The organism is Actinacidiphila guanduensis, from assembly GCF_900103985.1.
Taxonomy (GTDB): Bacteria; Actinomycetota; Actinomycetes; order Streptomycetales; family Streptomycetaceae; genus Actinacidiphila; species Actinacidiphila guanduensis.
On the sequence record NZ_FNIE01000008.1, the window covers coordinates 221,886 to 245,408 of the forward strand.

Annotated in this window: 23 protein-coding genes; 10 read left to right on the top strand and 13 right to left on the bottom strand. The window is 73.6% G+C overall.

The features are described from left to right. Nucleotides 1-269 precede the first annotated feature (269 nt). The 6 genes from BLR33_RS18975 to BLR33_RS19000 form a co-directional block, all read right to left on the bottom strand. Nucleotides 270-1,349, bottom strand: a complete 1,080-nt coding sequence (locus tag BLR33_RS18975; RefSeq protein ID WP_093785706.1) for a serine hydrolase domain-containing protein — start codon at nt 1,347-1,349, stop codon at nt 270-272. Then, complete coding sequence (locus BLR33_RS18980) at nt 1,346-2,269, bottom strand: DUF6895 family protein (protein WP_093785707.1); 924 nt, start codon at nt 2,267-2,269, stop codon at nt 1,346-1,348. The genes BLR33_RS18975 and BLR33_RS18980 overlap by 4 nt, the downstream gene beginning before the upstream one ends. After that, nucleotides 2,266-3,393 carry a DUF6895 family protein gene (locus BLR33_RS18985; RefSeq protein WP_176930323.1) on the bottom strand — a complete coding sequence of 376 codons (1,128 nt, stop codon included), beginning with the start codon at nt 3,391-3,393 and terminating at the stop codon, nt 2,266-2,268. The genes BLR33_RS18980 and BLR33_RS18985 overlap by 4 nt, the downstream gene beginning before the upstream one ends. Further along, nucleotides 3,390-4,085 carry a hypothetical protein gene (locus BLR33_RS18990; protein ID WP_245771507.1) on the bottom strand — a complete coding sequence of 232 codons (696 nt, stop codon included), beginning with the start codon at nt 4,083-4,085 and terminating at the stop codon, nt 3,390-3,392. The genes BLR33_RS18985 and BLR33_RS18990 overlap by 4 nt, the downstream gene beginning before the upstream one ends. 18 nt (nt 4,086-4,103) lie before the next feature. Beyond that, complete coding sequence (locus tag BLR33_RS18995; RefSeq protein WP_093785708.1) at nt 4,104-4,292, bottom strand: hypothetical protein; 189 nt, start codon at nt 4,290-4,292, stop codon at nt 4,104-4,106. Nucleotides 4,293-4,516: 224 nt separating this feature from the next. Continuing rightward, nucleotides 4,517-5,356 carry an aldo/keto reductase gene (locus tag BLR33_RS19000; protein WP_093785709.1) on the bottom strand — a complete coding sequence of 280 codons (840 nt, stop codon included), beginning with the start codon at nt 5,354-5,356 and terminating at the stop codon, nt 4,517-4,519. A gap of 259 nt (nt 5,357-5,615) precedes the next feature. Here BLR33_RS19000 and BLR33_RS19005 point away from each other — a divergent pair, with 259 nt between their 5' ends. Then, entirely contained in the window at nt 5,616-6,944 is a 1,329-nt protein-coding gene (locus BLR33_RS19005; protein ID WP_093785710.1) for a cellulose binding domain-containing protein, read from the top strand. A gap of 120 nt (nt 6,945-7,064) precedes the next feature. On the opposite strand, the gene BLR33_RS19010 is transcribed toward BLR33_RS19005, so the two are convergent. From BLR33_RS19010 to BLR33_RS19025, 4 genes are all read right to left on the bottom strand, one after another. Next, nucleotides 7,065-8,234, bottom strand: a complete 1,170-nt coding sequence (locus BLR33_RS19010) for a cellulose-binding domain-containing protein (protein ID WP_093785711.1) — start codon at nt 8,232-8,234, stop codon at nt 7,065-7,067. Nucleotides 8,235-8,462: 228 nt separating this feature from the next. After that, nucleotides 8,463-9,386 carry a carbohydrate ABC transporter permease gene (locus BLR33_RS19015; RefSeq protein WP_407639699.1) on the bottom strand — a complete coding sequence of 308 codons (924 nt, stop codon included), beginning with the start codon at nt 9,384-9,386 and terminating at the stop codon, nt 8,463-8,465. Beyond that, the gene (locus tag BLR33_RS19020) at nt 9,383-10,402 is read right to left on the bottom strand and encodes a carbohydrate ABC transporter permease (protein WP_093785712.1); all 1,020 of its coding nucleotides are present in this window, start codon (nt 10,400-10,402) and stop codon (nt 9,383-9,385) included. The genes BLR33_RS19015 and BLR33_RS19020 overlap by 4 nt, the downstream gene beginning before the upstream one ends. Beyond that, a complete protein-coding gene (locus BLR33_RS19025) occupies nt 10,402-11,703 on the bottom strand; it encodes an ABC transporter substrate-binding protein (RefSeq protein WP_245771533.1) in 1,302 nt (433 codons plus the stop codon). The genes BLR33_RS19020 and BLR33_RS19025 overlap by 1 nt, the downstream gene beginning before the upstream one ends. Nucleotides 11,704-12,232: 529 nt before the next feature. Between BLR33_RS19025 and BLR33_RS19030 the strand changes: the two genes are divergently transcribed. After that, nucleotides 12,233-13,234, top strand: coding sequence for a beta-ketoacyl-ACP synthase III (locus BLR33_RS19030; protein ID WP_093785714.1), 1,002 nt, complete (start codon nt 12,233-12,235; stop codon nt 13,232-13,234). A 251-nt stretch (nt 13,235-13,485) separates the two neighbouring features. On the opposite strand, the gene BLR33_RS19035 is transcribed toward BLR33_RS19030, so the two are convergent. Then, nucleotides 13,486-14,538 carry a phosphotransferase family protein gene (locus tag BLR33_RS19035; RefSeq protein ID WP_093785715.1) on the bottom strand — a complete coding sequence of 351 codons (1,053 nt, stop codon included), beginning with the start codon at nt 14,536-14,538 and terminating at the stop codon, nt 13,486-13,488. A 149-nt stretch (nt 14,539-14,687) separates the two neighbouring features. Here BLR33_RS19035 and BLR33_RS19040 point away from each other — a divergent pair, with 149 nt between their 5' ends. The 3 genes from BLR33_RS19040 (at nt 14,688) to BLR33_RS19050 (ending at nt 17,039) form a co-directional block, all read left to right on the top strand. Then, nucleotides 14,688-15,938: a phosphodiester glycosidase family protein gene (locus BLR33_RS19040; RefSeq protein WP_093785716.1), complete on the top strand. Its 1,251-nt coding sequence runs from the start codon at nt 14,688-14,690 to the stop codon at nt 15,936-15,938. Nucleotides 15,939-16,051: 113 nt separating this feature from the next. Beyond that, complete coding sequence (locus BLR33_RS19045) at nt 16,052-16,486, top strand: RNA-binding S4 domain-containing protein (RefSeq protein WP_093785717.1); 435 nt, start codon at nt 16,052-16,054, stop codon at nt 16,484-16,486. Between the two features lie 10 nt (nt 16,487-16,496). After that, the gene (locus BLR33_RS19050) at nt 16,497-17,039 is read left to right on the top strand and encodes a GNAT family N-acetyltransferase (protein WP_093785718.1); all 543 of its coding nucleotides are present in this window, start codon (nt 16,497-16,499) and stop codon (nt 17,037-17,039) included. 256 nt (nt 17,040-17,295) lie between these two features. On the opposite strand, the gene BLR33_RS19055 is transcribed toward BLR33_RS19050, so the two are convergent. Further along, the gene (locus tag BLR33_RS19055) at nt 17,296-17,697 is read right to left on the bottom strand and encodes a VOC family protein (RefSeq protein WP_093785719.1); all 402 of its coding nucleotides are present in this window, start codon (nt 17,695-17,697) and stop codon (nt 17,296-17,298) included. A 119-nt stretch (nt 17,698-17,816) separates the two neighbouring features. Between BLR33_RS19055 and BLR33_RS19060 the strand changes: the two genes are divergently transcribed. The 5 genes from BLR33_RS19060 to BLR33_RS19080 all read left to right on the top strand — a co-directional run bounded on the left by BLR33_RS19060 (nt 17,817) and on the right by BLR33_RS19080 (nt 22,151). Beyond that, nucleotides 17,817-18,260, top strand: coding sequence for a MarR family winged helix-turn-helix transcriptional regulator (locus tag BLR33_RS19060; protein ID WP_093785720.1), 444 nt, complete (start codon nt 17,817-17,819; stop codon nt 18,258-18,260). Nucleotides 18,261-18,297: 37 nt separating this feature from the next. Beyond that, nucleotides 18,298-19,485, top strand: coding sequence for a thiolase family protein (locus tag BLR33_RS19065; RefSeq protein WP_093785721.1), 1,188 nt, complete (start codon nt 18,298-18,300; stop codon nt 19,483-19,485). 121 nt (nt 19,486-19,606) lie between these two features. Further along, entirely contained in the window at nt 19,607-20,512 is a 906-nt protein-coding gene (locus BLR33_RS19070) for a haloalkane dehalogenase (protein WP_265737042.1), read from the top strand. Between the two features lie 86 nt (nt 20,513-20,598). Further along, on the top strand, nt 20,599-21,468 hold the full coding sequence (locus BLR33_RS19075; protein ID WP_093785723.1) for a metallophosphoesterase family protein: 870 nt from the start codon (nt 20,599-20,601) through the stop codon (nt 21,466-21,468). Further along, nucleotides 21,465-22,151 carry a 4'-phosphopantetheinyl transferase family protein gene (locus BLR33_RS19080; RefSeq protein WP_093785724.1) on the top strand — a complete coding sequence of 229 codons (687 nt, stop codon included), beginning with the start codon at nt 21,465-21,467 and terminating at the stop codon, nt 22,149-22,151. Before BLR33_RS19075 ends, BLR33_RS19080 begins: the two co-directional genes overlap by 4 nt. 107 nt (nt 22,152-22,258) lie before the next feature. Here the strand turns inward: BLR33_RS19080 and BLR33_RS19085 are convergent, their stop codons facing one another. Further along, nucleotides 22,259-23,308 (bottom strand): LacI family DNA-binding transcriptional regulator, encoded by a 1,050-nt coding sequence (locus BLR33_RS19085; protein WP_093785725.1) that lies wholly within the window; start codon nt 23,306-23,308, stop codon nt 22,259-22,261. Nucleotides 23,309-23,523 lie beyond the last annotated feature (215 nt).

Consider the following 23,523-nt stretch of genomic DNA (forward strand, 5'->3'; position numbering starts at 1 on the left):
CCGTTGGGGTGCGCGGGAGGGGCATCCATGCGCCCCGCATGCGAATGAATTGTGTGCGCGCATAATTGCGCGGCGGCGGCTCCCGATCGGTGCCGGGAGGACGAATAGGAGTACCGCTGCATTGCTGCTCCGGGTGGTCCGGGCATAACGCGGGCACGGCGCAATTCCCGCGCCATTCGGGTACTCCCGCGCGCGCGGAAGGCCGCACCGCGGCCGTCCGGTGAAAGGCGCGGGAAAAGCGTGGCGGACGGGACGGGTGCGGCGGCGCCTCAGGCCGCGGCGGACCCGCTCTCCGCGGTCACGCGCTGCTCCGCTGTGAGCGCGGACAGCAGCTCGTAGCCGGACTTCACCACCGCGCTCATCCGGTCGTGGCGGGTGGCGAAGGCGGCCACAGCCGTACGGGTCGCCGGGTGCAGGCCGAGGAAGCACTGCTGGCCGAAGGTCGCCCCGGCGTGGAAGAGCAGCGGGCCGCCGGGCGCCGGGTGCTGGTACCAGGTGAGGGTGTGGGTCTCCCGGCGCCGCCGCGGCCCGCGCCGCAGCTGCGGCTGCTGCACGTCCCGCAGCGCGCCCGCCAGGCCGCCGCCGCTCCCGGGCGACAGGTGGGCCTCGGCGTAGGCGAGCACGTCGGCGGGGGTGGCGACCACTCCGCCGGCCGGGGCGAAGGCGGCCATGTCGGTGGGCGGCAGCGGAGTGCGCCCGTCGCCGCGGTACCCGGTGGCGCGCTCCGTGGCGGCGGTGCCCACCGCGGTGGCGGTCAGCCCCAGCGGGCCGAGCACGCGCCGGTCCAGCAACTCGGCGTAGGGGGCGCCGGCCGCCTCCTCCAGCGCCGGGCCGAGCAGCGCCAGGCCGAAGTTGGAGTAGTGCCAGCGGGTGCCGGGCGGGTGCCGCAGCCGGGCGCCGGCGAAGGAGGCGAGCAGCCGGTCCCGGCCGTAGCCGGCGTACCCGTTGGCGTACGGCCGCAGCAGCGCGCCCGCCAGCAGGTCCCGCGGCACGCGCGGCAGCCCGGAGGTGTGGGTGGCCAGGTGGCGCAGGGTGACGCGGCGGGTGTCGCCGGGCGGCAGCCGCACCGGCAGGTGGGCGGCGAGCGGGTCGTCGAGGCCGAGCACGCCGCTGCGGGCGAGGTCGGCGAGCAGCAGCACCGTGAACGTCTTGGAGAGCGAGCCGAGTTCGTAGGCCAGCAGCTCGCGCGGCACCGCGGGCACCGGCCCCGCGCCGCCCGCCGCGTACGCCCGGCGGCCGTCGCGGCTGGCGGCCACCACCACGTCCGGCGCCCGCACCTGCCCGAGCGCGCGGTCCAGGCGCGCGGCCAGGCCGTCGCTGCCGTAGGCGGCCGGGGCCGGGGCGCTCACGCGGCCACGTCCGCCGACAGCGCCCGCGAGGTGGCCATCGCCGAGGCGAACGCGGCCACCAGCGTGGGGTGGTGGACCTGGTCGAAGACGGTCTCCGGGCTGCCCTCGGGCATCGGCCCCTGCACCGGCATCGCCCCGAGTTCGGACTGCGCCGCCGCGTACAGCTCCCACATCCCGGCGTCCAGCGTCGGCCGCGGCAGGCACGCGTCGACCACCAGCAGCTCGCCGAGCAGGTCCCAGTGCTGCAGTTCGGCCCAGTCCGCCATCCAGGCGGGCAGCCACAGGGCGAGGTAGTCGGCGATCTCGGGCGGCAGCCGGTCGGGCGCGGCGCCCCAGTCGGTGAGGTGGAAGACGGTGTGGGTGATGTCGTAGGCGATGTGCAGTTGCACCGTCCAGGGCTCCGGCATGCGGCCGAGCCAGGTCGCCGCGAGCGCCTCGGCCATGTCGCCGCTGGGCACCAGGCCCAGCTTGCGCTCGGCGTTGAGCACGCCCAGCCGGCGGCTCGGCATCATCTCCAGGGCGCGCCAGCTGCGGGTGCTGCGGGCCAGGTCGATCGCGTTCTCCAGGCCGGGGTGGCGGTGGCCCAGCTCGTGCAGGCTCGCGTAGACCTCCAGCGGCACCGGCGACAGCGGCTCCTGGCGCTGGAGTTCGGCCAGCAGGTTGCCGCCGTCGAGCAGCTCGCGCCAGGCGTGGTCCAGTAGCCGCACCGAGCAGTCGTGCTGCCGGGAGCCGGCCACGCCCTCGCGGGCGAGCACCCGCATGTTGATCGCCAACTCGCCCACGGGCTTCAGTCGTTCGACGATGCCGCGGCCGGTGGCCAGGTCCTCGTCGGTGAGCCGGAACATCTCGCGCCGGGCGTCCAGCCAGGACAGCGCGAGGTCGCCGACACGGTGCAGGAGCGCGGGAGGAGCGGCGGTCACGGGGTCGCCTCGCTTTCGGGCAGCGGGAGTCGGGGGTCGGCGGGCCCGCGGAGCGTGTTGCCCGGGCCCTCGGCGGCCGCACCGCCCGGGTCCGGCGAGCCCGCCGGGCGGCCGCCATGAGCGGTGGTCCGCGGCGCCGCCCGATCGGACTGCGCCGGGGACTGGGGCTGCGGCGGGCGGGACCGGGCGAGCGTCGCGGCGAAGGCGGCCACCAGCGTGGAGTGGTAGCAGGCCGTGAACCGCTCCCCGTCCGGCGCGTCACCCGGCGGCGGGTCGCCCCGCTCGGGCAGGGCGCCGTCGGCGCCGCGGGCCGCGGCCAGCCGGCGCCAGGCCGCGGGGTCGTACGGGGCGCCGGGCAGCAGGGCGGTGACGGCCAGGAACTCGCCGACCAGGTCCCACAGTCGCTCCTCGGTCCATGTCTCGGTCCACGCGGGCAGCCACAGCCGCAGGTAGTCGGCGAGCGGGGCGGGCAGCCGGCCGGGGGAGCGGCCCCAGTCGGCGGTGTGGAAGACGTCGTGGGTGAGGCCGTAGGCGGCCTTGAGGTCCAGCGCCCAGGGCTCGGGGCGCAGGCCCAGGCCGGTGAGCGCCAGCACCCGGTCGAAGCCGGTGTGCTCCGGCAGCCCGATCCGCCGCTCGGCGTTGAGCACGCCCAGCGTGCGGGTGTGGTCCTCGCGGGCCACCCGCCAGCGCACCAGCGAGGTGGTCGCCGCGATCAGCTCCTCGGCGGCCGGGTTGCGCAGCCCCGCCCGCGCGAACACCCCGTACAGCTCCACCGGATAGGTGGCCACCGGCTCACCGCGGACCAGTTCGGCGAACAGCTCGCCGCCCCGCGTCTCCTTCCAGGCGAAGGCGAACAGCTCGGCGGCCGCGGCCCGCACCTGCGGCAGCGGGTGCAGGGTCTGCATCACGTGCGCCAGCTCGGCCAGCTCGCCCAGCGGTTTGAGCGTGGTGTTCGGGTCGGCGTCGGTGGCCGCGTCCGGGGGCAGCCGGAAGCAGGGGCGGATCGCCTCCAGCCAGCGCAGCGCCCCGGCGACGATGTCGTCCAGCAGTTCGGCGTCCGGGTGCGCGGCCCCGGGCGGCGGGCTCGGGGGAGCCGCGCCCTGCGCGGCGGGGCCGGCCGTCACCGGGGGCCGCGGAGGTGGAAGCGGCGGGCGGCCGCGGCATGCAGTGCCACCCGGGGGTCGCCCCCGCTCATCCGGCGCACGTACACCAGGCCCGCGTCCAGCCCGAGGCTCTGGGGCACATCGGGCACCCGGGCCAGCCAGCGGCCCGCGCCCGCGGCCTGCAGCCAGTCGCGGCGGCGGACGGCCCGGACGAAGCCCCTGGCCAGGTCCTCGGTGCGGGCGGCCAGGCCCGCGGCCAGCGCGGGCGCGAGGCCCGGCAGCGCCAAGGCGGCCAGCTGCGAGGCGCGGTGGGTCAGCCGCGGCCAGGGGTCGGTCTGCAGCCAGGCCGCGCCGGCCTGCGGCGTGTCCGGCCAGTCCCCGCCGGCGGGCAGGAAGGCGCGGGACGCCTCGACCAGACCGCGGTAGGACCACACCGACACCTCGGAGGCGTCGGCGCCCGGCGGATAGGCGGCGAGCGCCTTGCGGACGACCTGCTCGTCGGGGCCGCCGCCCGGTGGGGCGCCCAGCGCGTAGGGCGCCAGCACATCGGCCCCCAGCACCCGTACGGCGGCCAGGGCCACCGCGTCGTCCTGCGCCAGAAGTGCCGACAGCGCGTAGGAGCCGCCCTCGCCGTCGAGGGCGAGGGCGACTCCGTTCGCGACGTCGGCCACCACAGTGCTCAGGGAGGAGTTCTCCTGCGCCTGCTCGGCCAACACGTTCCCCTTAGGACGTCAGCGGGCGTCCGTCTTCGGGGCGCGGGGGGTCGGGGGCGAGATCAGCAGAAGCGCCGCGAGGAGCAGGCCGCCGCCGCACTCGCGGGTGTCGCGGTAGATGCCTTCGGGTTCGGCCGAGTCCAGCAGGCCTTCGACCTCGGCGGCAAGGGCTGCCGTCTCGACCGGGGCTGTCAGCTCCGAAGCCATGGGACCATCTCCATTCTCTGGGGTGGATGGATTTTCAGCATGGCATCGGGTGCAATCACCCGCAATCCGGACATACCGCCGTCGTGGGGTGTTCCTCCGACAGTACGACCGGGCGGCGGACACGACACCGCCACCCGGCTGCAGGATTGCGGGGACGCCGCGGTGCCGACGGGGCTCCGCGGCGGGACGCCGGGCCGGCGCGAAGCCCCGCGGCCGGAGGCGGCTCAGAACTCCTCGTGCGTCTGCGGGTCCCCGCCGATCCGGCCCCGGCCCAGGCCGCCCAGGGCGGCCATCTCCTGCTCGGTCAGCTCGAAGCCGAAGATGTCGAGGTTCGCCCGCTGCCGTCCCGGGTCGCCCGACTTGGGCACCGGCACCGCGCCGAGCTGGACGTGCCAGCGCAGCACGGCCTGCGCCGGGGTGACGCCGTGCGCCTCGGCCACCGCCGCCACCTCCTTGCTGCCGAGCAGGTCGCTGCCGCGCCCGAGCGGACTCCAACTCTCCACCGCCACGCCCTTGGCGGCCATCTGCGCCCGCAACTCCTCCTGCGGGAACAGCGGATGGAGCTCGACCTGGTTCACCGACGGCAGCACACCGGTCTCCCGCTCCAGCCGGTCGATGTGCTCCGCGGTGAAGTTGGAGACGCCGATCGAGCGCACCAGCCCGTCCTCGCGCAGCTTCACCATCGCCTTCCAGGAGTCGGCGTAGGCGTCCACCCGGGGCAGCGGCCAGTGGATCAGGTAGAGGTCGACGTACTCCAGGCCGAGCCGCTTGCGGGACTCCTCGAAGGAACGCAGCGTCTGCTCGTAGCCGTGGTCGCGGCCGGGCAGCTTGGTGGTGACGACGATCTCCTCGCGCGGGACGCCGCTGTTCAGCACGCCGCGGCCGGTGCCCGTCTCGTTGCGGTAGTTCACCGCCGAGTCGACCAGCCGGTAGCCGAGCCCGATCGCCTCGGCCACCGCCCGCTCGGCCTCGGCGTCGTCCATCGGGTAGGTGCCCAGGCCGACGGCGGGCAGCCGGGTGCCGTCGTTGAGCGGGAGGAGGGGTGCGGTGGCGGGGGAGGGCATGCGGGGGTGCTCCGTTCCTGCGGTGGTCCGGTCCTGACCACCCATTATCGGCGCGGGCCCGCACCGGCCCGGGAAGGGCCGCGCCTATGCGGGGAGCGTCGGCGTCGCGCTTGCCGGTGGCCGGGCCTGCCGCAATGCCGTCCACCCGGCGCGGAACGGGAGGTGACGGGCCGTTGACGGGGCGAGGGGCCGGGCCGACTATGGGAGCGCTCCCATGCGTGGGCCGCACGGGAGTCCCCCCACATCCTGGAGCAGCCCCATGAGATTCAGCCCACCCCCGAAACGCCGCAGGAGCCCGGCCGCCTGGCTCGCCGCGCTGTCCGGTGCCGCCCTGCTCGTCGCCGCCGCGGTGCTGCCCGCGCCCGCCGCGACCCCGCGGGCCGACGTGGTCGGCAACGCCACCCACTTCGACGGCCTCGGCCAGCCCTACGGCGGCTGCGGCCTGCCGCAGGCCCAGCTCGACACACAGGACTTCGTGGCGCTCAACGTCTTCGACACCCCCGGCGACTACAGCGCCCACCCCCGCCCGGTGCCGCCCGCGCAGAGCGGGATCATCGGCGCCTGGGACAACGGGCTCAACTGCGGCCGCTACATGCGGGTGACCATCGGCGACTACTGCACGGGCACCAACGACGGGGCGCCCGGCCAGCCCTTCTGCCGCGGTGGCGGCTGGACCGCCGACCAGTACGACGGCGCCACGCTCACCATGGTGGTGGCCGACAGCTGCGCCGACGCCAACGCCTGGTGCCGCGACGACCCGAACCACCTGGACCTGGTCACCTCCTCGCTCGCGCGCTTCACCAAGGACGGTGCCCCGGTCACGGGCCTGGCCGACCACTGGAACAACCGCCAGGTGTCCTGGAGTTACGTGCCCGCGCCCGGCTACAGCGGCGACATCCGGATCGGCTTCCTGCAGGGCGCCCAGCGCTACTGGGCCGCCGTCGCCGTCTCGCACCTGCCCGACGGCATCCACGGGGTGCAGTACCTGTCCGGCGGCACCTGGCACGACGCCCAGATGAACAGCGACATGGGCGAGTCGTACATCCTGCAGCCCACGACCGACGGCGGCACCGACTTCAGCATCCGCGTCAAGGACGCCGCCGACGCCTACGTGTTCGGCGGCCGCATCTACGACTTCTCACTGCCCGCGACCTGTTCGAGCACCTGCTCGGCCCCGTACACGGCCGTGGAGTACACCACCGAGGGCGGCAGCACGACCCCGCCGACCACTCCGCCGACCACTCCGCCGACAACGCCCCCCACGACCCCGCCCACGAGTCCCGCCTCGGGCGGCTGCACCGCGACCGCCACGGTCACCAACTCCTGGCCGGGCGGCCTGCAGGCACAGGTCACGGTCGCCAACACCGGCAGCGCGAGCACGAGTTCGTGGTCCGTCGGCCTGGACCTGCCGGCCGGCACTGCCGTGGGCTCCGCCTGGAACGCCGAGGCGACCACCTCCGGCACGACCGCCACCTTCCGCAACGCCTCCTGGAACGGCACCCTCGCCCCTGCCGCCACCACCACCTTCGGCCTGACCCTCACCGGCTCCGCCACGAGCCTGGGCACGCCGACCTGCAGGGCGAGTTGACGGAGCGTCATACCGCAATGGGAGCCGGCCGGGCTCCCGCGGCCGGTGGCCGTACCGCTCGCGTTGCCGCGGTACGGCCACCGGCCCTGTGGGGGCGGCGGGCCGGGTCCGGCGGGGCGGTCAGCAGCCGATCGGCGAGGAGCCGGCCGCCACATCGTCGAACCACAGCGTGTCATCGCCCGTGCTGTAGTTCTCCCAGCCCAGCCGGAGCGAGGTCGGGCGGGGCGGCAGGGTGGAGGACAGCCACTGCTGGTCGATGTCCGGGGTGGGCACGGCGTCCGCGTGCAGCCCCGGGACCTGCTGGTCGTCCAGCCAGGTGTCCAGGCCCGGCGCCGTGGTGTCGATCGCGAACCGCAGGCAGTGCCAGCCGCCCGTGGGCAGCGGCCTGCTCTGCGCCACCCCGGCCGGGCTCTGGGCCGGCAGGGTCGCGTCGTCGCTCTCGCGGTTCCACTGCAGCGCGCCGTTCTGCCCGCCGATCCGCAGCGCCCGGCCGCCCTGGGAGGCGTCCGGCATCGAGACGAAGGCCACGTGGCCCGAGGGCAGGGCCGTGGTGTGCCGGACCCACAGCCGGATGTAGAGGGTCGGCCCCACCCCGGACAGGTCGGTGCCGCTCGCCAGGAAGGCGTGGTTGCAGTAGCCGGCGTGGCCGTCCACCCGGATGGAGTGCGTGCCGCTGTGGGCGACCGAGGTGTCCACGGACACGGTGCCGGTGCCCGAGCAGTCCGGTGCGGCCACGCCCCAGCCTCCCGAGGGCGTCGTGCCGCTCTGGTCCTCGAAGTCCGAGCAGATCACGGCCCCGGCGCAACTCGCGGGCGGGGAGGTGGGGGGAGTTGTCGGGGGAGTGGTGGGCGGTGTTGTGGGGGGACTGGTGGTGCCGGTGCAGGCCGTGCCGTTCAGGGTGAAGGCGGTGGGCGAGGGGTCGGCCGCCCGCCAGGTGCCCTGCACCCCGAAGTCGGCCGAACCGCCGGTCGGCAGCGCGGAGTTGTAGCTCTCACCGGTCGCGGTGACCTCCGTACCGCTCTGTCGGACCTCGGCGTTCCAGGCCGAGACGACCTTCTGGTCGCCACCGTAACTCCACTGCACGGTCCAGCCGTCGAGGGCGTCGCCGAGGTTGGTCACGTGCACCGACGCGGTGAAGCCGCCGGACCATTGGTCGGCCGTGTACTCGACCCGGCAGCCCGCGGTCGCGCCGCTGGCCGGCAGCACGCCGAGCGCGGGCACGAGCAGGGCGGCCGCGGCCAGGACCCACAGCCATGGGCGGTGCGCGAACCGCCTGAACAAGGTGCGCACGAGTGCTCCTCCGTTCGTGGGGGGAAGTGTGGGAGCGCTCCCACATATAGGAGCGGCCCCGCGCACTGTCAACGCCCCCCGCCCGGGCCCCCGTTCGGCCCCCTGATCGTGAGGGCCCAGCCCCAAGTGGGGCCCCTCATGAAAACGGCCGGGCGCCCGCCCCTGTCATCAGGAGCCGGGCGCCCGGCCGCACCGGACCCACGGGAGCGCCGAACTGCCGCCCGCCGCTCAGCCCTTGCTGGAGCCGAGGGCGAGGCCGGCGATGAACTGGCGCTGCAGCACCAGGTACACCACCAGGGTCGGGATCGCCGCGATCATCGCCGCGGCCGCGATCATGTTCTGGTTGCTGACGAACTGGCCCTGCAGGTTCGCCAGCGCGGAGGTCACCGGCCGCTTGTCACCCGACGACATCAGGGTGATGGCCCAGAAGAAGTCGTTGTAGATCCAGGTGGTCAGCAGCGTGGCCAGCGCGGCGAGCGCCGGCCGGCACAGCGGCACTGTCAGCCGCCAGAACCGGGTCCACAGGCTCGCGCCGTCCACCAGCGCGGCCTCGTACATCTCGCCCGGGATGGAGCGCATGTAGTTGCTCAGGACGAAGACGCAGAAGCCCAGCTGGAAGGCGACGTTGATGACGACCAGGCCGAAGATCGAGTTGTACATCAGCCCGCTGCCGGCCAGGAAGTGCGGCAGGTGGATCTTGAGGTAGATCCGGTACAGCGGGGTGATGATCACCTGCTGGGGCAGCAGGTTGCCCGCGGTGAAGACGATCAGCAGCGCCACGTTGAACTTGACGTTCACCCGGGTGAGCACGAACGCCACGCCCGAGGCCAGCGCCAGCACGATCACCACCGCCGGGATGGTGATGAGCGCGGAGTTCCAGAAGAAGTGGAGCATGTCGGACTGCGTCCACGCCTGCCGGAAGTTGTCGAACGTCAGGTGGTGCGGCATCGAGACGTACCCGTACTTGCGGGTGTCCGAGTAGGGCCGCACGGCCACGTACAGCGCGAAGAGGATCGGCAGGACCCACAGCACCGAGGCGACGATCAGGAAGACCTGGGAGGCGATCTGGCCGATGGCCCTGGGCTTGGCGCCGGGGCCGCCGGTACGCGGCGACCCGACGGAGGCCGGGGCGGCCAGGGTCTGGGAGCTCAACTTGATTCCTCCCGGCGGAAGGTCTGGTAGAGGAAGATCGAGATGGGCACCAGGGAGATCACCAGGAGCACCACGCCGAGGGCGGAGCCGAAGCCGACCCGCTGGGTCTCGCCGACGATGTTGGAGGTCACCAGCACCGACAGCAACTCCAGTCCGTTGATGCCCTTGTTGGTGATGTAGACCAGGTCGAAGGCGCGCAGCGACTCGATGACGGTGACCACCATGATGACGATGTTGATCGGCCGCATCACCGGGAAGATCACGCGCCAGAAGGTCTGCCAGGCGTTGGCGCCGTCCATCAGCGCCGCCTCCCGCAGCGTCGGGTCGACGGCCTTGAGGCCCGCCAGGTAGAGCACCATCACATAGCCGGCCTGCCGCCAGGTGGCCTCGACGAGTACCGCCCACAAGTTGAGATGGGGATTGCCGAGCCAGTCGATGGCGTTGCTGTTGCCGTTGCGGCCGATCACCGTGTTGATCAGGCCGTAGTTCTGGGAGTAGACGAACTCCCAGATGATGCCGATCAGCGCCAGCGAGAGCATCACCGGCAGGAAGATCAGGCTCTGGTAGATGCGGGTGCCGCGCAGCCCCCGGTCGAGCAGCACCGCGAAGAGCATGCCGAGCGGGGTGGCGATCACCACGAAGACCGCGAGCCAGATGACGTTGTGGCGCACCGCGGGCCAGAACGAGGGGTCGATCGTGGTGGCCTGGTGGTAGTTCTGCAGCCCGTACCAGCAGCCGTTGTTGAGGATCGACGGCATGTTGGGCTTGCAGGTCTTCTCGTGCAGGCTGCCCACGCCGTTCCACTTGGTGAACGACAGCAGCACCGTGCCGATCGCGGGGAACCACACGAAGGCCAGGTCGAGGAGCAGGGGTATGCCGAGCAGCAGCGCGACCACGATGCGGTCGCGGGTGGTCATGGTGCGCAACCGCCGGCGGCGGCGCCGGACCGAGGGCTTGCTGCCCTCGGACTTCTCCGACACCGCCGCCGCGACACGCTCCGGGGAGGATGCGGTCATCAGGAGTAGATCGCCTTCGCCTGGGACTCGGCGCTCTTCTGCAGCGAGGCGATGCTGCTCGTGCTCGGGTCGTCGATGAACTTCTGGCAGATCTTGATCATCGCGTCGGCCATCGCCGGGTCGGAGTCGCGGTCCATGAACTGCGCGACCGCCTTGCACTTGGAGATCTCCTGGACCGACTTCTTCTGGATGTCGTTGTACGTCGGCACCTGCAGGCCGTTGACCAGGCCGACGTCCCACTGGTCGGTCTTGAGGTACGCGGTCTCGGCGGGGCCGGAGCCGATGTACTCCAGGATCGCCTTGGCGGCGTCCACGTTCTTCGCCTTCGCCGAGAGCATGAAGCCGTCGGTGGGGGCGTCCATGTAGTCCTGCCCCCACTGCGGGTTGACCGCGGGGAAGGGGAAGAAGTCCAGGTCGGCCAGGTCCGCCTTGTCCGTGACGTACTGGGCGGCGACCTGGTTGGTGCCCTGGAACATCATGCCGGCCTGCTTCTGCTCCAGCGCCTTGGCCGCGTCCTGCCAGATCCGGCCGTTGGCACCGTTCTGCATCAGCGGCAGGATCTCGGCCCAGTGCTGGAAGACGGTGTGGACGCCCTGGTCGGTCCACGGGATCTCGTGCTTCATCAACTTGATGTGGTAGTCGTACCCGTTGATGCGCATGTTGAGGATGTCGAAGGTGCCCAGGGCCGGCCAGCCGTCCTTGTCGGCGAAGGCTATCGGGATCAGGCCGTCGCCCTTCATCTTCTTCGCCAGCGCGACGTACTCGTCCCAGGTGGTGGGGACGGTGTAGTGGCGCTTGGCGAACTCGCTCTTGTTGTAGAAGACCACCCACGGGTAGTTGTAGATCGGCACCAGGTACTGGTGGCCGTCCAGGCCGGTGGAGAGCTTCTTGGCGGCGGGGCTGAAGTTGGAGCCGATCTTCTCCCACACGTCGTCGAGCTTCTGCGCCAGGCCCTGCGCGGCGAAGTACTGCATGCGGTAGCCGGCGAACCAGGTGAACAGGTCGTCAGGAGTGCCCTGCAGGTAGCTGGTGATGTTCTCCTGGAAGGTGTTGTGGTCGACCGTGTTGATCTTGACGTTCACCTTCGTGGCCGCGGTGGCGCCGGAGGTCAGGGCGGCGAACGCGGTCTTGGCGGCCGGGTCGGAGTAGTTGGACCCGAACGTCACCGTGGACCCCGCGACGGACTTCGTGCTGCCGGACCCGCCGCTCTTCTTGTCGTCGGAGCCGCCGCCCCCGCAGGCGGTCAACAGGCCGCCGGAGACGGCCGCCAGGCCGGCGGCGCCGGCAACCCCCTTCAGCAGGTTCCGGCGCGACGCGGACAGGGGGCCGGACACGGTGCTGTCCGACGTGCTGCCCGTCGACTCGACGTCCGACATGGTGCCTCCATGTGTGTGTGGGCGTATCTAAGGGACGGCAGGCGAAACGTTGGCGGCGGACATTTCCAGCGGCTCTAGCGCCGATCCGTTTCCAACAGAAGTCACCAAGATAAAACGCCATCGCAACTGCAGGGTAGTTCTACGCCACATGCCCATGGTCGTCAACGATCTCATCCCGATGCGTTGCCGGACCGTGATGCGCACACCGTGTTGGAACCTGTTCGCTTCCGTCAACTCGCCGCCGCCCGGCCGCCGCACGGACCGTCCGGCCGCGCGGCGGGACGGCCCGCGCGGGGGCGGGCACGAGGGGGAGGGTGTGGGACAGGACCCAACGGCCCGGTCCTGAAGGAGGGCGCGAGAGGTGCGCGAGGCGCGCGAGAATTGTGCGGGCGCCCTGCAGCGGGTGCCGCGGCAGGGGCCCGCCCCCCGCCGGCCGATGGCCTGAAAGGCTCCCATGAAAGCTGAGATCGCCGTCCCCGCAGGGGCGCCGCACTCCCGCATCCTCGGAGTGGGCGCGTACCGTCCGCGGCGGATCGTGGACAACGCAGAAGTGTGCCGCCACATCGACTCCTCGGACGAGTGGATCCGCACGAGAACAGGCATCGTGACGCGCCGTTGGGCGGAACCGGACGAGACGCTGGGCGTGATGGCCGAGCAGGCCGCGGCCAAGGCCGTCGCGGCGGCCGGCATCACCCCGCAGGACATCACCTGCGTGATCGCGGCGACGTTCACGCACCTGATGCAGACCCCGGCGGTCGCCACCGAGATCGCCGACCGGCTCGGCGCCACCAACGCGGCGGGCTTCGACATCTCCGCCGGCTGCGCCGGGTTCGTGCACGGCGTGGCGCTCGCCTCCGACACCGTGCGCGCCCGCGGCGGCCACGTCCTGGTGGTCGGCGTCGAGCGGATGACCGACATACTCGACCTGACCGACCGCTCCACGGCGTTCATCTTCGGCGACGGCGCCGGCGCCGTGGTCGTCGGCCCCTCCGAGACCCCCGGCATCGGCCCGGTGGTCTGGGGCGCGGACGGCTCGCAGGCCGACGCGATCCGGCAGAGCGTGCCCTGGGACGCGCTGCGCGACAACCCCGGCCAGCCGTTCCCGGCGCTGCGCCAGGACGGCCAGCGGGTCTTCCGCTGGGCCGTCTACGAGATGGCGAAGGTGGCCCGCCAGGCGCTGGACGCGGCCGGCATCGGCCCGGGTGACCTCGACGCCTTCATCCCGCACCAGGCGAACGAACGCATCATCGACAGCATGACCCGCTCCATGGAACTGCCCGACCGGGTCGCCGTCGCCAAGGACATCGTCACCAGCGGCAACACCTCCGGCGCCTCCATCCCGTTGGCGATGGAGGCCGTGCTCTCCTCGGGGGCGGCCGCCTCCGGGGACACCGCGCTGCTGCTCGGCTACGGCGCGGGGCTGTCCTACGCGGCACTGGTGGCGACCCTGCCCTGACGGCGGGCGGGCGGCTGCGGGCGGCTGTCCGGAAGCAGGCGGCCGGGAGTTCCCGGGACGGAGCGGGGGCCGTCCCGCCGGCCGGCGGCGCGCATCGCGCGGTCAAGAGGGCCGGACCGGACATCCGCGGAACGGCGGTGGTCCTCGGCCCACCGCCGTTCCTGCGTACCCGCCGCGGCGGGGATGCCGCAGCCTACGGCCGTGTCAGGGCGGCCGCGAGCCGCACGGGAATCCTCTCAGAGCATGGGGGGTCACCGAAAGGATTCGGCCACATCAGGTTCCCCATCTCTTCCTCCGCCCACTCCATCGGCCGATTCCGGCGCCGCCGCGAGCGCCAGCTGCGCCGACAGCCCAGCGCCGGCGAACTCCCGCACCCAGGCGAGGTGTTCGCCCGCCGTGCCGCGCGGCACCACCTCGACCAGCATGATCAGGTAAAGGTAGGCCCGGTAGAGGGCAAGTCTGCGCCCGGCGTGCCCGCCGCCCGGGATGCGCCCGCCCGCGGCGGTGTAGCCGGCCCGGAAGGCCGCGTCGTCCTCCGCGTCGGTCCCGAAGAGCGACAGCGAGGCGAAGTCGGCCAGCGGGTCGCCCCAGAACATCCGCTCGCCGTCGATCAGGCCGCTGATCCCGCGCTCGCCCGCCGGGCCGTCCAGCAGCACGTTGCCCGGCCACAGGTCGAAGTGGACCAGCGCGGGGACGGTCACTTCCGCCAGCGAGGCGCCCGCGGCCGCGATCGTACGGCGGATGTCGGGCACCGGGACGGGCAGCCACGCGCCGTAGCGCTCCGCGTCCTCCAGCGCCGCGGCGGCCATTGCCGTGAAGGCCGGCGCCCAGCGGTCGGTCAGCGGGGCCACGCTGCCCGCCGGGTAGCCGAACCCTGGCCCGCGCACGGCGTGCAGCCGCGCCACCATGCCGCCCAGTTCCCCACGCAACCGGTCCCGCTCGGCCGGGGCCATCTCACCGGCGACCGACTGCCAGGGCGCGCCCGGGCAGTGCGTCATCACCAGGAAGGCGCCCGCCTCGGCCGTCTCCTTTGGCTCGGCGTGCAGCACCCGCGGGGCCGGTACGCCCGCCGCAGCGGCCCCGGCGCAGAACTGCGCCTCGCCGGTGAGGAGTTCGGCCTCGTAGCGCAACCGCGGCAGGTGCGGCGGCGGGGGCACCTTGAAGACCAGGCGGCTGCCGTCGGCGAGGTCGGCCAGGTACAGCGTGTTGTAGGTGCCGCCGGCCAGCGGCGTGCTCGCCACGATCACGTCCGCGGGTATCCCCGCCCGCGCCATCAGCCCCGCGACCCGCTTGTCGGCTCCCATGCCCTCCCCTTCCCGCTGGTGCCCGACAGCCACCTTAGGGCGTGCGGCGGGCGGGTGTTTCCGACCGGAACGGCGGTACAGCCGGCGGACCACCGGTCAATACGTATGAATATCAGACGTAATGAGGGCGGGGGGACGGAAGGAGCGGCATGACGATCGCCGAGCGGCAGCCGGACGGCGGCACCGCGGAACCGCCGGGCGGCGGCCGCAGGCGCAGGCGGCTGCTCCCCTGGAAGCACCGGCGCGACCTGACGCCCGCCCAGCGGCGCCGCCGCCGGATCGCGGTGCGCGGCACCCTCGCCGTGCTCCTGGTGCTCACCGGGGTCGTCGGCTGGTCGGTCGGGCGCGCCCTGACCTACCCCGGCACCGACAGCACCCAGGCCCGGCTCGCCGAGTGGGCCCGCGACCACGAACTCGGCTTCGTCGTCGACCGGCTGGAGGACGTCCAGTACCGGATGCACCCGCCCAAGGTCGGCGGCAGCCTGTCCGCCGACGCGCTGGCCCGGATGAAGGCCACCGCCGGCGCGACCCAGGCCGCGCCGCCCGCCCGGCCCGGCGCCCCCGCCCAGCCGCTGGTGCCGCTGCGCGCCCCCATGAAGCCGCCGGTCGGCCCGGCCCTGCCCGGCGAAGGCGTCTACCGAACGCTGGCCGCCGCCCGCGGCGAGCCGATCGTCCAGGGCACCTATGTGCGCCCCGACGCCGAGCACACCTCCTACGAGGCCGCCGTCGCCTGGATCAGCGGCAAGTACGCCCGCTTCCAGCTGCACCCCGGCTTCAAGGAGCCCGGTGGCACCTTCGACGTGCCGCCGACCATCCCGCAGGGGCAGCGCACCGGCCTGGTCGCCACCTGGAACGGCGGCTTCCGCATCACCGACGGCGGCTCGCGCGGCGGCTTCTACCTCGACGGGAAGACCGACGGCGAGCTGCGCGACGGCGCCGCCTCCGAGGTCTTCTACAAGGACGGCTCCATCCGGATCGGCGAGTGGGGCCGCGACGTGCGGATGACCCCGCAGGTCGTCGGGGTGCGCCAGTGCCTTGAGCTGATGGTCGACGGCGGCAAGGTCGTCCCCGACATCGACGACGGCGACAAGTGGGGGGTGAGCGACCAGAGCCGGATGTACGTGCCGCGCTCCGGCGTCGGCGTCACCGCGCAGGGCGACATCATCATGGTCGTCGGCCAGGCCCTGTCGGCCGAGACCCTGGCCGACCTGATGCAGCGGGCCGGGGCCGTGCGCGCCATGCCGCTCGACATGAACCGCGCCTGGCCGTCCTTCATGTCCTACGACGGCAGCCGCGACCCCGCCGACCCCAAGCCGACGAACATCCTCGACTTCGAGGACCCGCCGGACCGCTACTACACGCAGGCCACGCGGGACTTCGTGGCCGTCTACGCCCGCTGACGCACCTCCGCCCCGGCACGCCCCGGCCGCTCCCCGGCACTGCCCGGCCCTTTCCGGTACGGCCGGGGCGAACGGCCGGAAAACCGGTGGACGGGCGCCGTAGGCTCGACGGCATGGGGCAGCAGAACCTGCAGAAGAACCACGAGAGCAACGAGACCGCAGGCAGCGTCCGGGTGGACAGCTGGATCTGGTCGGTGCGGCTGACCAGGAGCCGCTCGATGGCCGCCACGGCCTGCAAGGCGGGGCACGTCAAGGTCAACGGCGAGCGCGTCAAGCCCGCCCAGACGGTGAAGGTCGGCGACGAGGTGCGGCTCTTCCACGCCGGGCGTGAGCGCGTGGTCGTCGTCTCCCGGCTGCTGGCCAAGCGGGTCGGCGCGCCGGTGGCCGCGGAGGCGTACGTGGACAACAGCCCGCCGCCGCCCCCGCGCGCGGACGCCCTGGCGATCGGCGTGCGCGACCGCGGCGCCGGCCGCCCCACCAAGCGCGACCGCCGCGAGCTCGAACGGCTGCACGGCCGGCGCGGCAGCCAGGGACACGCCCAGGGGTGAGGGGAGGACCATGCCGGAGCTGACACCCCCTTCGGTGCTGCTGCACCGCTCGTTCCTCGACGCCATGGCCGAGTTCGCCGCCGAGGGGCGCGGCGGGGCGAGCGACGACTCCATGGTCGGCGCGGAGATACGCGGCTTCGGTGCCGGCTGGCACGACCCCGCCGTCTTCGCCCGCTACCTGGCCACCCTGGAGGCGGCGGCACGCCCCGAGACCCCGCGCCCGGACGGCCGGGTGGCCTGCACCACCTACTGGTACGCCGACGGCCCCACCTACCTCGGCCGCCTCGCCATCCGCCACACCCTCAACGGGCCGCTGCTGGAATGGGGCGGCCACATCGGTTACGACGTGCGCCCCTCCGCCCGCCGGCGCGGCCACGCCACCGCGATGCTCCGCGAGGCCCTGCCGCTGGCCCGCGCCCTCGGCATCGACCCCGCGCTGCTCACCTGCGACGTGGAGAACACGCCCTCCCGCAAGGTGATCGAGGCGTGCGGCGGCGTCTACGAGGACACGCGGGTCGGCAAGCGGCGGTACTGGGTGCCGACGAGCGGGTGAGGACCGCTCCCGCTCCGCGGGGGTGGCCGGGGGTGATCGCGGGCGGTCGGGAGCGATCGGGTCCCTCGGGGGTGGTGCGGGGCGGGGCGATTCGGGATGGCCCGGGCTTCGGTGTGCGGGACGCGGCGGTTCGGGATGGCTCGGGCGGTTCGGTGCGCGGGGGCGGGCGGTTCGGTGTGCCGGACGGGTGGGTGCGTGGGTGCGGGTGGATGCCGGGAAGGCCTTTCCGGCGCCCGGGCCCGTGCGTTCATGCAGGTCAGTACGACTGGAACTCCAGCAGGTTGCCCTCCGGGTCGCGCACGTGCGCGGTACGCAGGCCCGGGCCCCACTCGGGGCGGTCCGCCGGGGGAGCGGCGGAGACGGCGCCGTGCGCGAGGGCGAGATCGTGCGCGGCGGCCACGTCCGGCACCCGGCCGACCAGCATCGCCTGGTCCTGGCCCGCTGCCCGGGGAAGACCGCCGGTGCCCACCGCGGCGGCCATCGCGGCCCGGTCGAAGAGCGACAGCAGCCCCTGGTCGCCCAGATCCCAGGCGGCGTAGGGGCCCTTGGCGCCGCCGCGGGTGCGGGTCGCGCCGAGCAGCGCGGGCAACAGCCCGTCGTAGAAGCGGAAGGCGGCGCCGAAGTCGGCGACGAGCAGTCGGGGATGAAGCGCGTCCATACGGCTCGGCTCCTTTCATAGGGTGCAACCATTCATGGGTGCGCACCCATGATGGGCCCACACTCTATACCCGAATGGTGGGTACCAACCCACGATGGGTTGACCCCTAGCATGGGGGGATGGACTTCACCCCGCCGCCGACGCTCACCTCGCTGACCACCTACCTGCTCTCGAAGACCGGCAAGGCCGCACGCGCCGCCACGGCCGCCCGGCTCGCCGACGAGGGCCTGCGGATGTCGCACATGGCGGTGCTCGCGGCCCTCGGCGACTTCGGCGCGCACGCCCAGCGCGACCTCGGCGGCCGGTTGGAGATCGACCCGAGCGACCTGGTGAAGGTGCTGGACGACCTCGCCGCCCCCGGCTGGGTGGAGCGCGTGCGGGACACCGGGGACCGGCGGCGGGTGCTGGTGAGCCTCACCGAGGAGGGCGCGGCCGCGCTGAAACGGCTCGCGCTGGGCGCCGCCGTCGTCCAGGACGGCATCCTCGCCCCCCTCGACGCCGCCGAGCAGGCGCAGCTCCACGCGCTGCTGGCGAAGCTGTACGACGGCCTGGACCCCACGTAAACTCGCAGTGCTAGTTTTCCCGTAGAGGAGCCGCCCGATGCGCCCTGTCCACTTCGCCGCAGCCCGCCGCACCCCCATCGGACGGCTCCGCGGAGCCCTGTCCACCGTCCGGCCCGACGACCTCGCCGCCACCGTGATCCGCGGCCTGCTCGCCGACGCCCCCGCGCTCGACCCCGCCCGGGTGGACGACGTCTACTGGGGCGCGGCCAACCAGGCCGGTGAGGACAACCGCAACGTGGCGCGGATGGCCGTCCTGCTCGCCGGGCTGCCGGACACCGTGCCCGGCGCCACCGTCAACCGGCTGTGCGCCTCCGGCATGGAGGCCGTCACCACCGCCGCCCGCGCCATCGCCGCGGGCGAGGCCGACGTCGTGCTGGCCGGCGGCTCGGAGTCGATGAGCCGCGCCCCCTTCGTGCTGGCCCGCCCCGACGAGGCGCTGCCGCGCGGCCTGGAGACCTACGACACCCGCCTGGGCTGGCGGTTCACCAACCCGCGGATGCGCGACCTGCACGGCGTGCTTTCGATGGGCGAGACCGCCGAGGAGGTCGCCGAGCGGCACGCCGTGACCCGCGAGGACCAGGACGCCTTCGCGCTGCGCAGTCACCGCAACGCCGCCGACGCCCGCAAGAACGGCCTCTTCGACGACGAGATCCTGCCCGTGGAGCGGCCCGACGGCGACACCGTCACCCGCGACGAGGGCATCCGCGAGGACACCACCGCCGACAAGCTCGCCGCCCTGCGGCCGGTCTTCCGGGCCGGCGGCACCGTGACCGCGGGCAACTCCTCGCCGATGAACGACGGGGCCGCGGGGCTGCTGCTGGTCAGCGAGGAGGCGCTGGAGGAGTTCGGCCTGGAGTCCCTCGGGCGCTACGTGGCCGGCGCCAGCGCGGGCGTCCACCCCGACGTCATGGGCCTGGGCCCCGTGCCCGCCACCCGCCGGGCGCTGGCCCGCCTCGGCCGGGACATCGACTCGGTGCAGACCGCGGAGTTCAACGAGGCGTTCGCCGCGCAGGCGCTGGCCGCCGTCCGCCTGCTCGGCATCGACCCCGAACTCGTCAACCCCACCGGCGGCGCCATCGCCCTGGGCCACCCGCTCGGCTGCTCCGGCGCCCGCATCCTCACCACCTTGCTGCACCGCATGCGCCGCACCGGCGCCACCCGCGGCCTGGCCACCATGTGCGTCGGCGTCGGCCAGGGCTCGGCGGTGCTCGTGGACCGCGACTGAGCCCACGGCGGGGGAGCGCCCCCGAAGCGGCCCAAGCGGCCCGAAGCACCCTCGGGCGCCCGCGGAAGCGCATTGCGTTAGTCGCACTAACAGTCTAGATTCGTTAGTGCGACAAACGTTCATGTGCTCATCGAGCGCCTCCCGAAAGGCGGGCCCCCGCATGCCCACCATCGATGTCCTCGACTCCGCGATCCATTACCTCGACACCGGCACCGGCACGCCGATCGTGTTCCTGCACGGCAACCCGGCCTCCTCCCACCTGTGGCGCAACGTGCTGCCCGCCGTCGGGCCCGGGCGGCTGCTGGCGCCGGACCTGATCGGCATGGGCCGCTCCGGCAAGCCCGCCATCGACTACTCCTTCGCCGACCACGCCGCCTACCTGGACGCCTGGTTCGACGCGCTCGGACTGCGGGACGTGGTGCTCGTCGGCCACGACTGGGGCGGCGCCCTCGCCTTCGACCACGCGGCCCGGCACCCCGAACGGGTGCGCGGCATCGCCTTCCTCGAAGCCGTCGTACGGCCCATGGCCTCGGCCGACCTCTCACCGCAGGCCCGCGAGCGTTTCGAGCGGGTGCGCACCCCGGGTGCAGGCGAGCGCATGGTGCTGGAGGAGAACGCCTTCCTGCGCAGCGCGTTCACCGGCGGTGTCCGCACCCCCGTCGCGCCCGCCGACCTCGCCGCCTACCTGGCCCCCTACCCCACACCGCAGAGCCGTCGGCCGCTGCTCGCCTGGGCCCGGCAGATGCCGATCGACGGCGAGCCGGCCGAACTGGTCGCCCGTATCGAGCACTTCGACGCCTGGCTCGCCCGGAGCACCGACGTGCCCAAGCTGCTGCTGACCTTCCACGGTGCCCCCAGCCTGCTCATCGGTGACGAGGCGGCCGCCTGGTGCGCACGGAACATCGCGGCGCTGGAGACCGCCGACTGCGGCGAGGCCGGCCACCATGCCCCCGAGGACCGGCCCGCGGAGATCGCTGCCGCCCTGTCGTCCTGGCTGGACCGCACCGGCCTGCGCGCAGCGGCCTGAAAGACCGGACGAATCCGGGTGATTCACCCGCTGTGCGCAGAAGTAGGGGTTGGCGGGACCCGGGTGGGGTCTGGGAGGATCAGAGCGTGCAGACACCCACGGCCACCGCTCCGCAACTCCTTGCCATCAGCGACCTGCACGTCGGGTACGAGGCGAACCGGGCGCTGGTGGAGGAGATGCGGCCGGGCAGCGACGAGGACTGGCTGATCGTCGCCGGGGACGTCGGCGAGATCTTCGACGACATCCTGTGGGCGCTGCGCACCCTCAAGCAGCACTTCTCCACCGTGCTGTGGCTGCCGGGCAACCACGAGCTGTGGACCCACCCCCGCGACCCGGTCACCCTGCGCGGCGAGGCCCGCTACCGCCGGCTGGTCGAGGAGATCCGCGCGCTCGGCGTGGTCACCCCCGAGGACCCGTACCCGATCTGGGAGAGCCCCGAGGGGCCCGTCGCGGTCTGCCCGCTCTTCCTGCTCTACGACTACACCTGGCGCGACGGCACCCCCGGGGCCACCACCAAGGAGGAGGCGCTGGCACAGTCGAGCGACCTCGGGGTGATCTGCTCCGACGAGGTGCTGCTCCACCCCGACCCGCTGCCCGGCCGTGACGACTGGTGCCGGGCCCGCGTCGCCGAGACCGCGAGCCGGCTGGAGGCGCTGGACACCGGCCTGCCCACCGTGCTCGCCAACCACTGGCCGCTGCACCGCGACCCCACCGCCGTCCTGCGGCACCCCTCCTTCGCCCTGTGGTGCGGCACCGAGCTGACCGAGGACTGGCACACCCGCTTCCACGCCACCGAGGTCGTCTACGGCCACCTGCACATCCCGCGGGTCATCTGGCGCGACAGCGTCCGCTTCACCGAGGTCTCGCTCGGCTACCCCCGCGAGTGGGGCGCCCGTCCCTCGGGTGCGCCCGGGCTGCGCCGCATCCTGCCCGGCCGGCAGGGGGTCCGCCGGTGATCGAGCATCTGCTGCCGCCGGCCGTGCGCACCCGCGCCGCCTACGGGGACGAACTCGACCACGCGCCTCTCTACCCGGAGGAGGAGCCCGCCGTCGCCCGCGCGGTGCCCAAACGCCGCGCCGAGCACGCCGCCGGGCGCGCCTGCGCCCGCGAGGCCCTGGCCGCCCTCGGCGAGAAGCCCGTGGCCATACCGCGTGACAACGCCGACCGCGGGGCGCCGGTGTGGCCCAAGGGCGTCATCGGCAGCATCACCCATTGTGACGGCTACCGGGCCGCGGCTGTGGCCCGCAGCGCGCAGATCCTGGCCCTCGGCATCGACGCCGAGCCCGACGGGCCGCTGCCCGAAGGCGTGCTGGGCGCCATCCACTCCACCGACCGCGAGCGCGCCGCCCTGGCCGAACTCACCGCCGCCGAGCCCGCGATCCACTGGGACCGGCTGCTGTTCAGCGCCAAGGAGAGCGTCTACAAGGCGTGGCACCCCCACCACCACCGCATGCTCGGCTTCGAGGAGTGCGAACTCCTCTTCGACGGGCCCGCCTCCGCGAACGGCGGCAGCTACACCGCGCGGGTGCTCCTCCCCGGACCCCTGCTCAGCGGCGGCGCCGGTCCCGAGGTGTTCACCGGCCGCTGGATCGCCCGCGGCGGCCTGGTCGCCACCGCCATCGCCGTCCCCGCCGAATGACGCGGTGACCGCCCGGCCCGCCGGACAGCAGCGGTGGCCGCAGACGCCCTCCCCGCGACTTCCTCCCGACTGCCCTTGCGCGCCGCCCCGTTCGGCCGCGGCCCCGTTCACGCGGACTGGCGCCGCACCAGCGTCGTCCGGAAGATCACCGAACGCGTCGGCTGATCCGGGTCGTTGAGCGACAGCAGCAGCAACTCGGCCATCTCCGCGGCCATGTCCTCGATCGGCTGGCGCACCGTCGTCAGCAGCGGGCGCGCCGCCAGCGCGGCACTGCTGTCGTCGAAGCCGACCACCGCCACGTCCTCCGGCACCCTGCGGCCCGCCTCCCGCAGCACATGCAGGGCGCCCTGCGCCATCAGGTCGTTCGCCGCGAACACCGCGTCGCATCCCGGCTCGGCGGCCAGCAGCTCCCGCATCGCCTTCTCGCCGCCCACCTGGGTGAAGTCGCCCGCCACGCACGGCACATCGCGCTGCCCGTGCCCGGCCATCGCCTCCCGGAAGCCGCGCAGCCGATCGCGGCCGGCCGGCGAGTCCTGCGGCCCGGCGATCGTGGCGACCCGGGTGCGGCCCAGGGCCACCAGATGGTCGGCGGCCTGGCGGGCCCCGGCCTGCTGGGAGATGTCCACGAAGCTCACCGGGACCTCGGCGGCCGCCGGCCGGCCGAAGAGCACCGCCGGCACCTGCGCCCGGCCCAGCAGCTCGGGCAGCGGGTCGTCCGGCGTGATCGAGACCACCGCCACACCGTCGATGTGCTCCTGGCGCAGGCTGCCCGCCAGCTCCTCGCGGGCCCGCTGCGAGTCGGCGAGCATCAGTACCGGGTGCACCCCGCGCGGCCGCAGCACCGTGAGCAGCCCGCCCAGTATCCGGCCGAAGAACGGGTCGCCGAACACCCGCCCCAGGAACGGGTCGTCCTCCGGGCGGTCCGGCACCGAGAAGACCAGGGCGACCGCGTCGGTGCGGCGGGTCACCAGGGTGCGGGCGGCCCGGTTGGGCACGTAGCCCGTCACCGCCACGGCCTCCTGCACGACCTTCTGGATCTCCGGGTCCACGTTGCGCGTGCCGTTGACCACCCGGGAGACCGTCGCCCGCGACACCCCGGCCTGGCGCGCGACGTCCTCCAGCGTCGGCATGCGCGGGCGGCGGGGGATCTGGCTCATACCTGTCTTTATACCATGCAGGAGAGCGCTCTCCGGGCGTCTCGCACCTGCCTCGCCGATCCCCGCCGGCCCCCCTTTCCAGCCGCCTTTCCCATGTCCCCCCGGCGCCCGCCCGGCCTGGCGAAGGCGCAGCCGGGGCGCGGTGCGGCGGCCCCCCACAGGCCACCGCGCCCCGCCCCGGCCCCCTCACCCGCACCGGGGCGGGCACCCTCCAC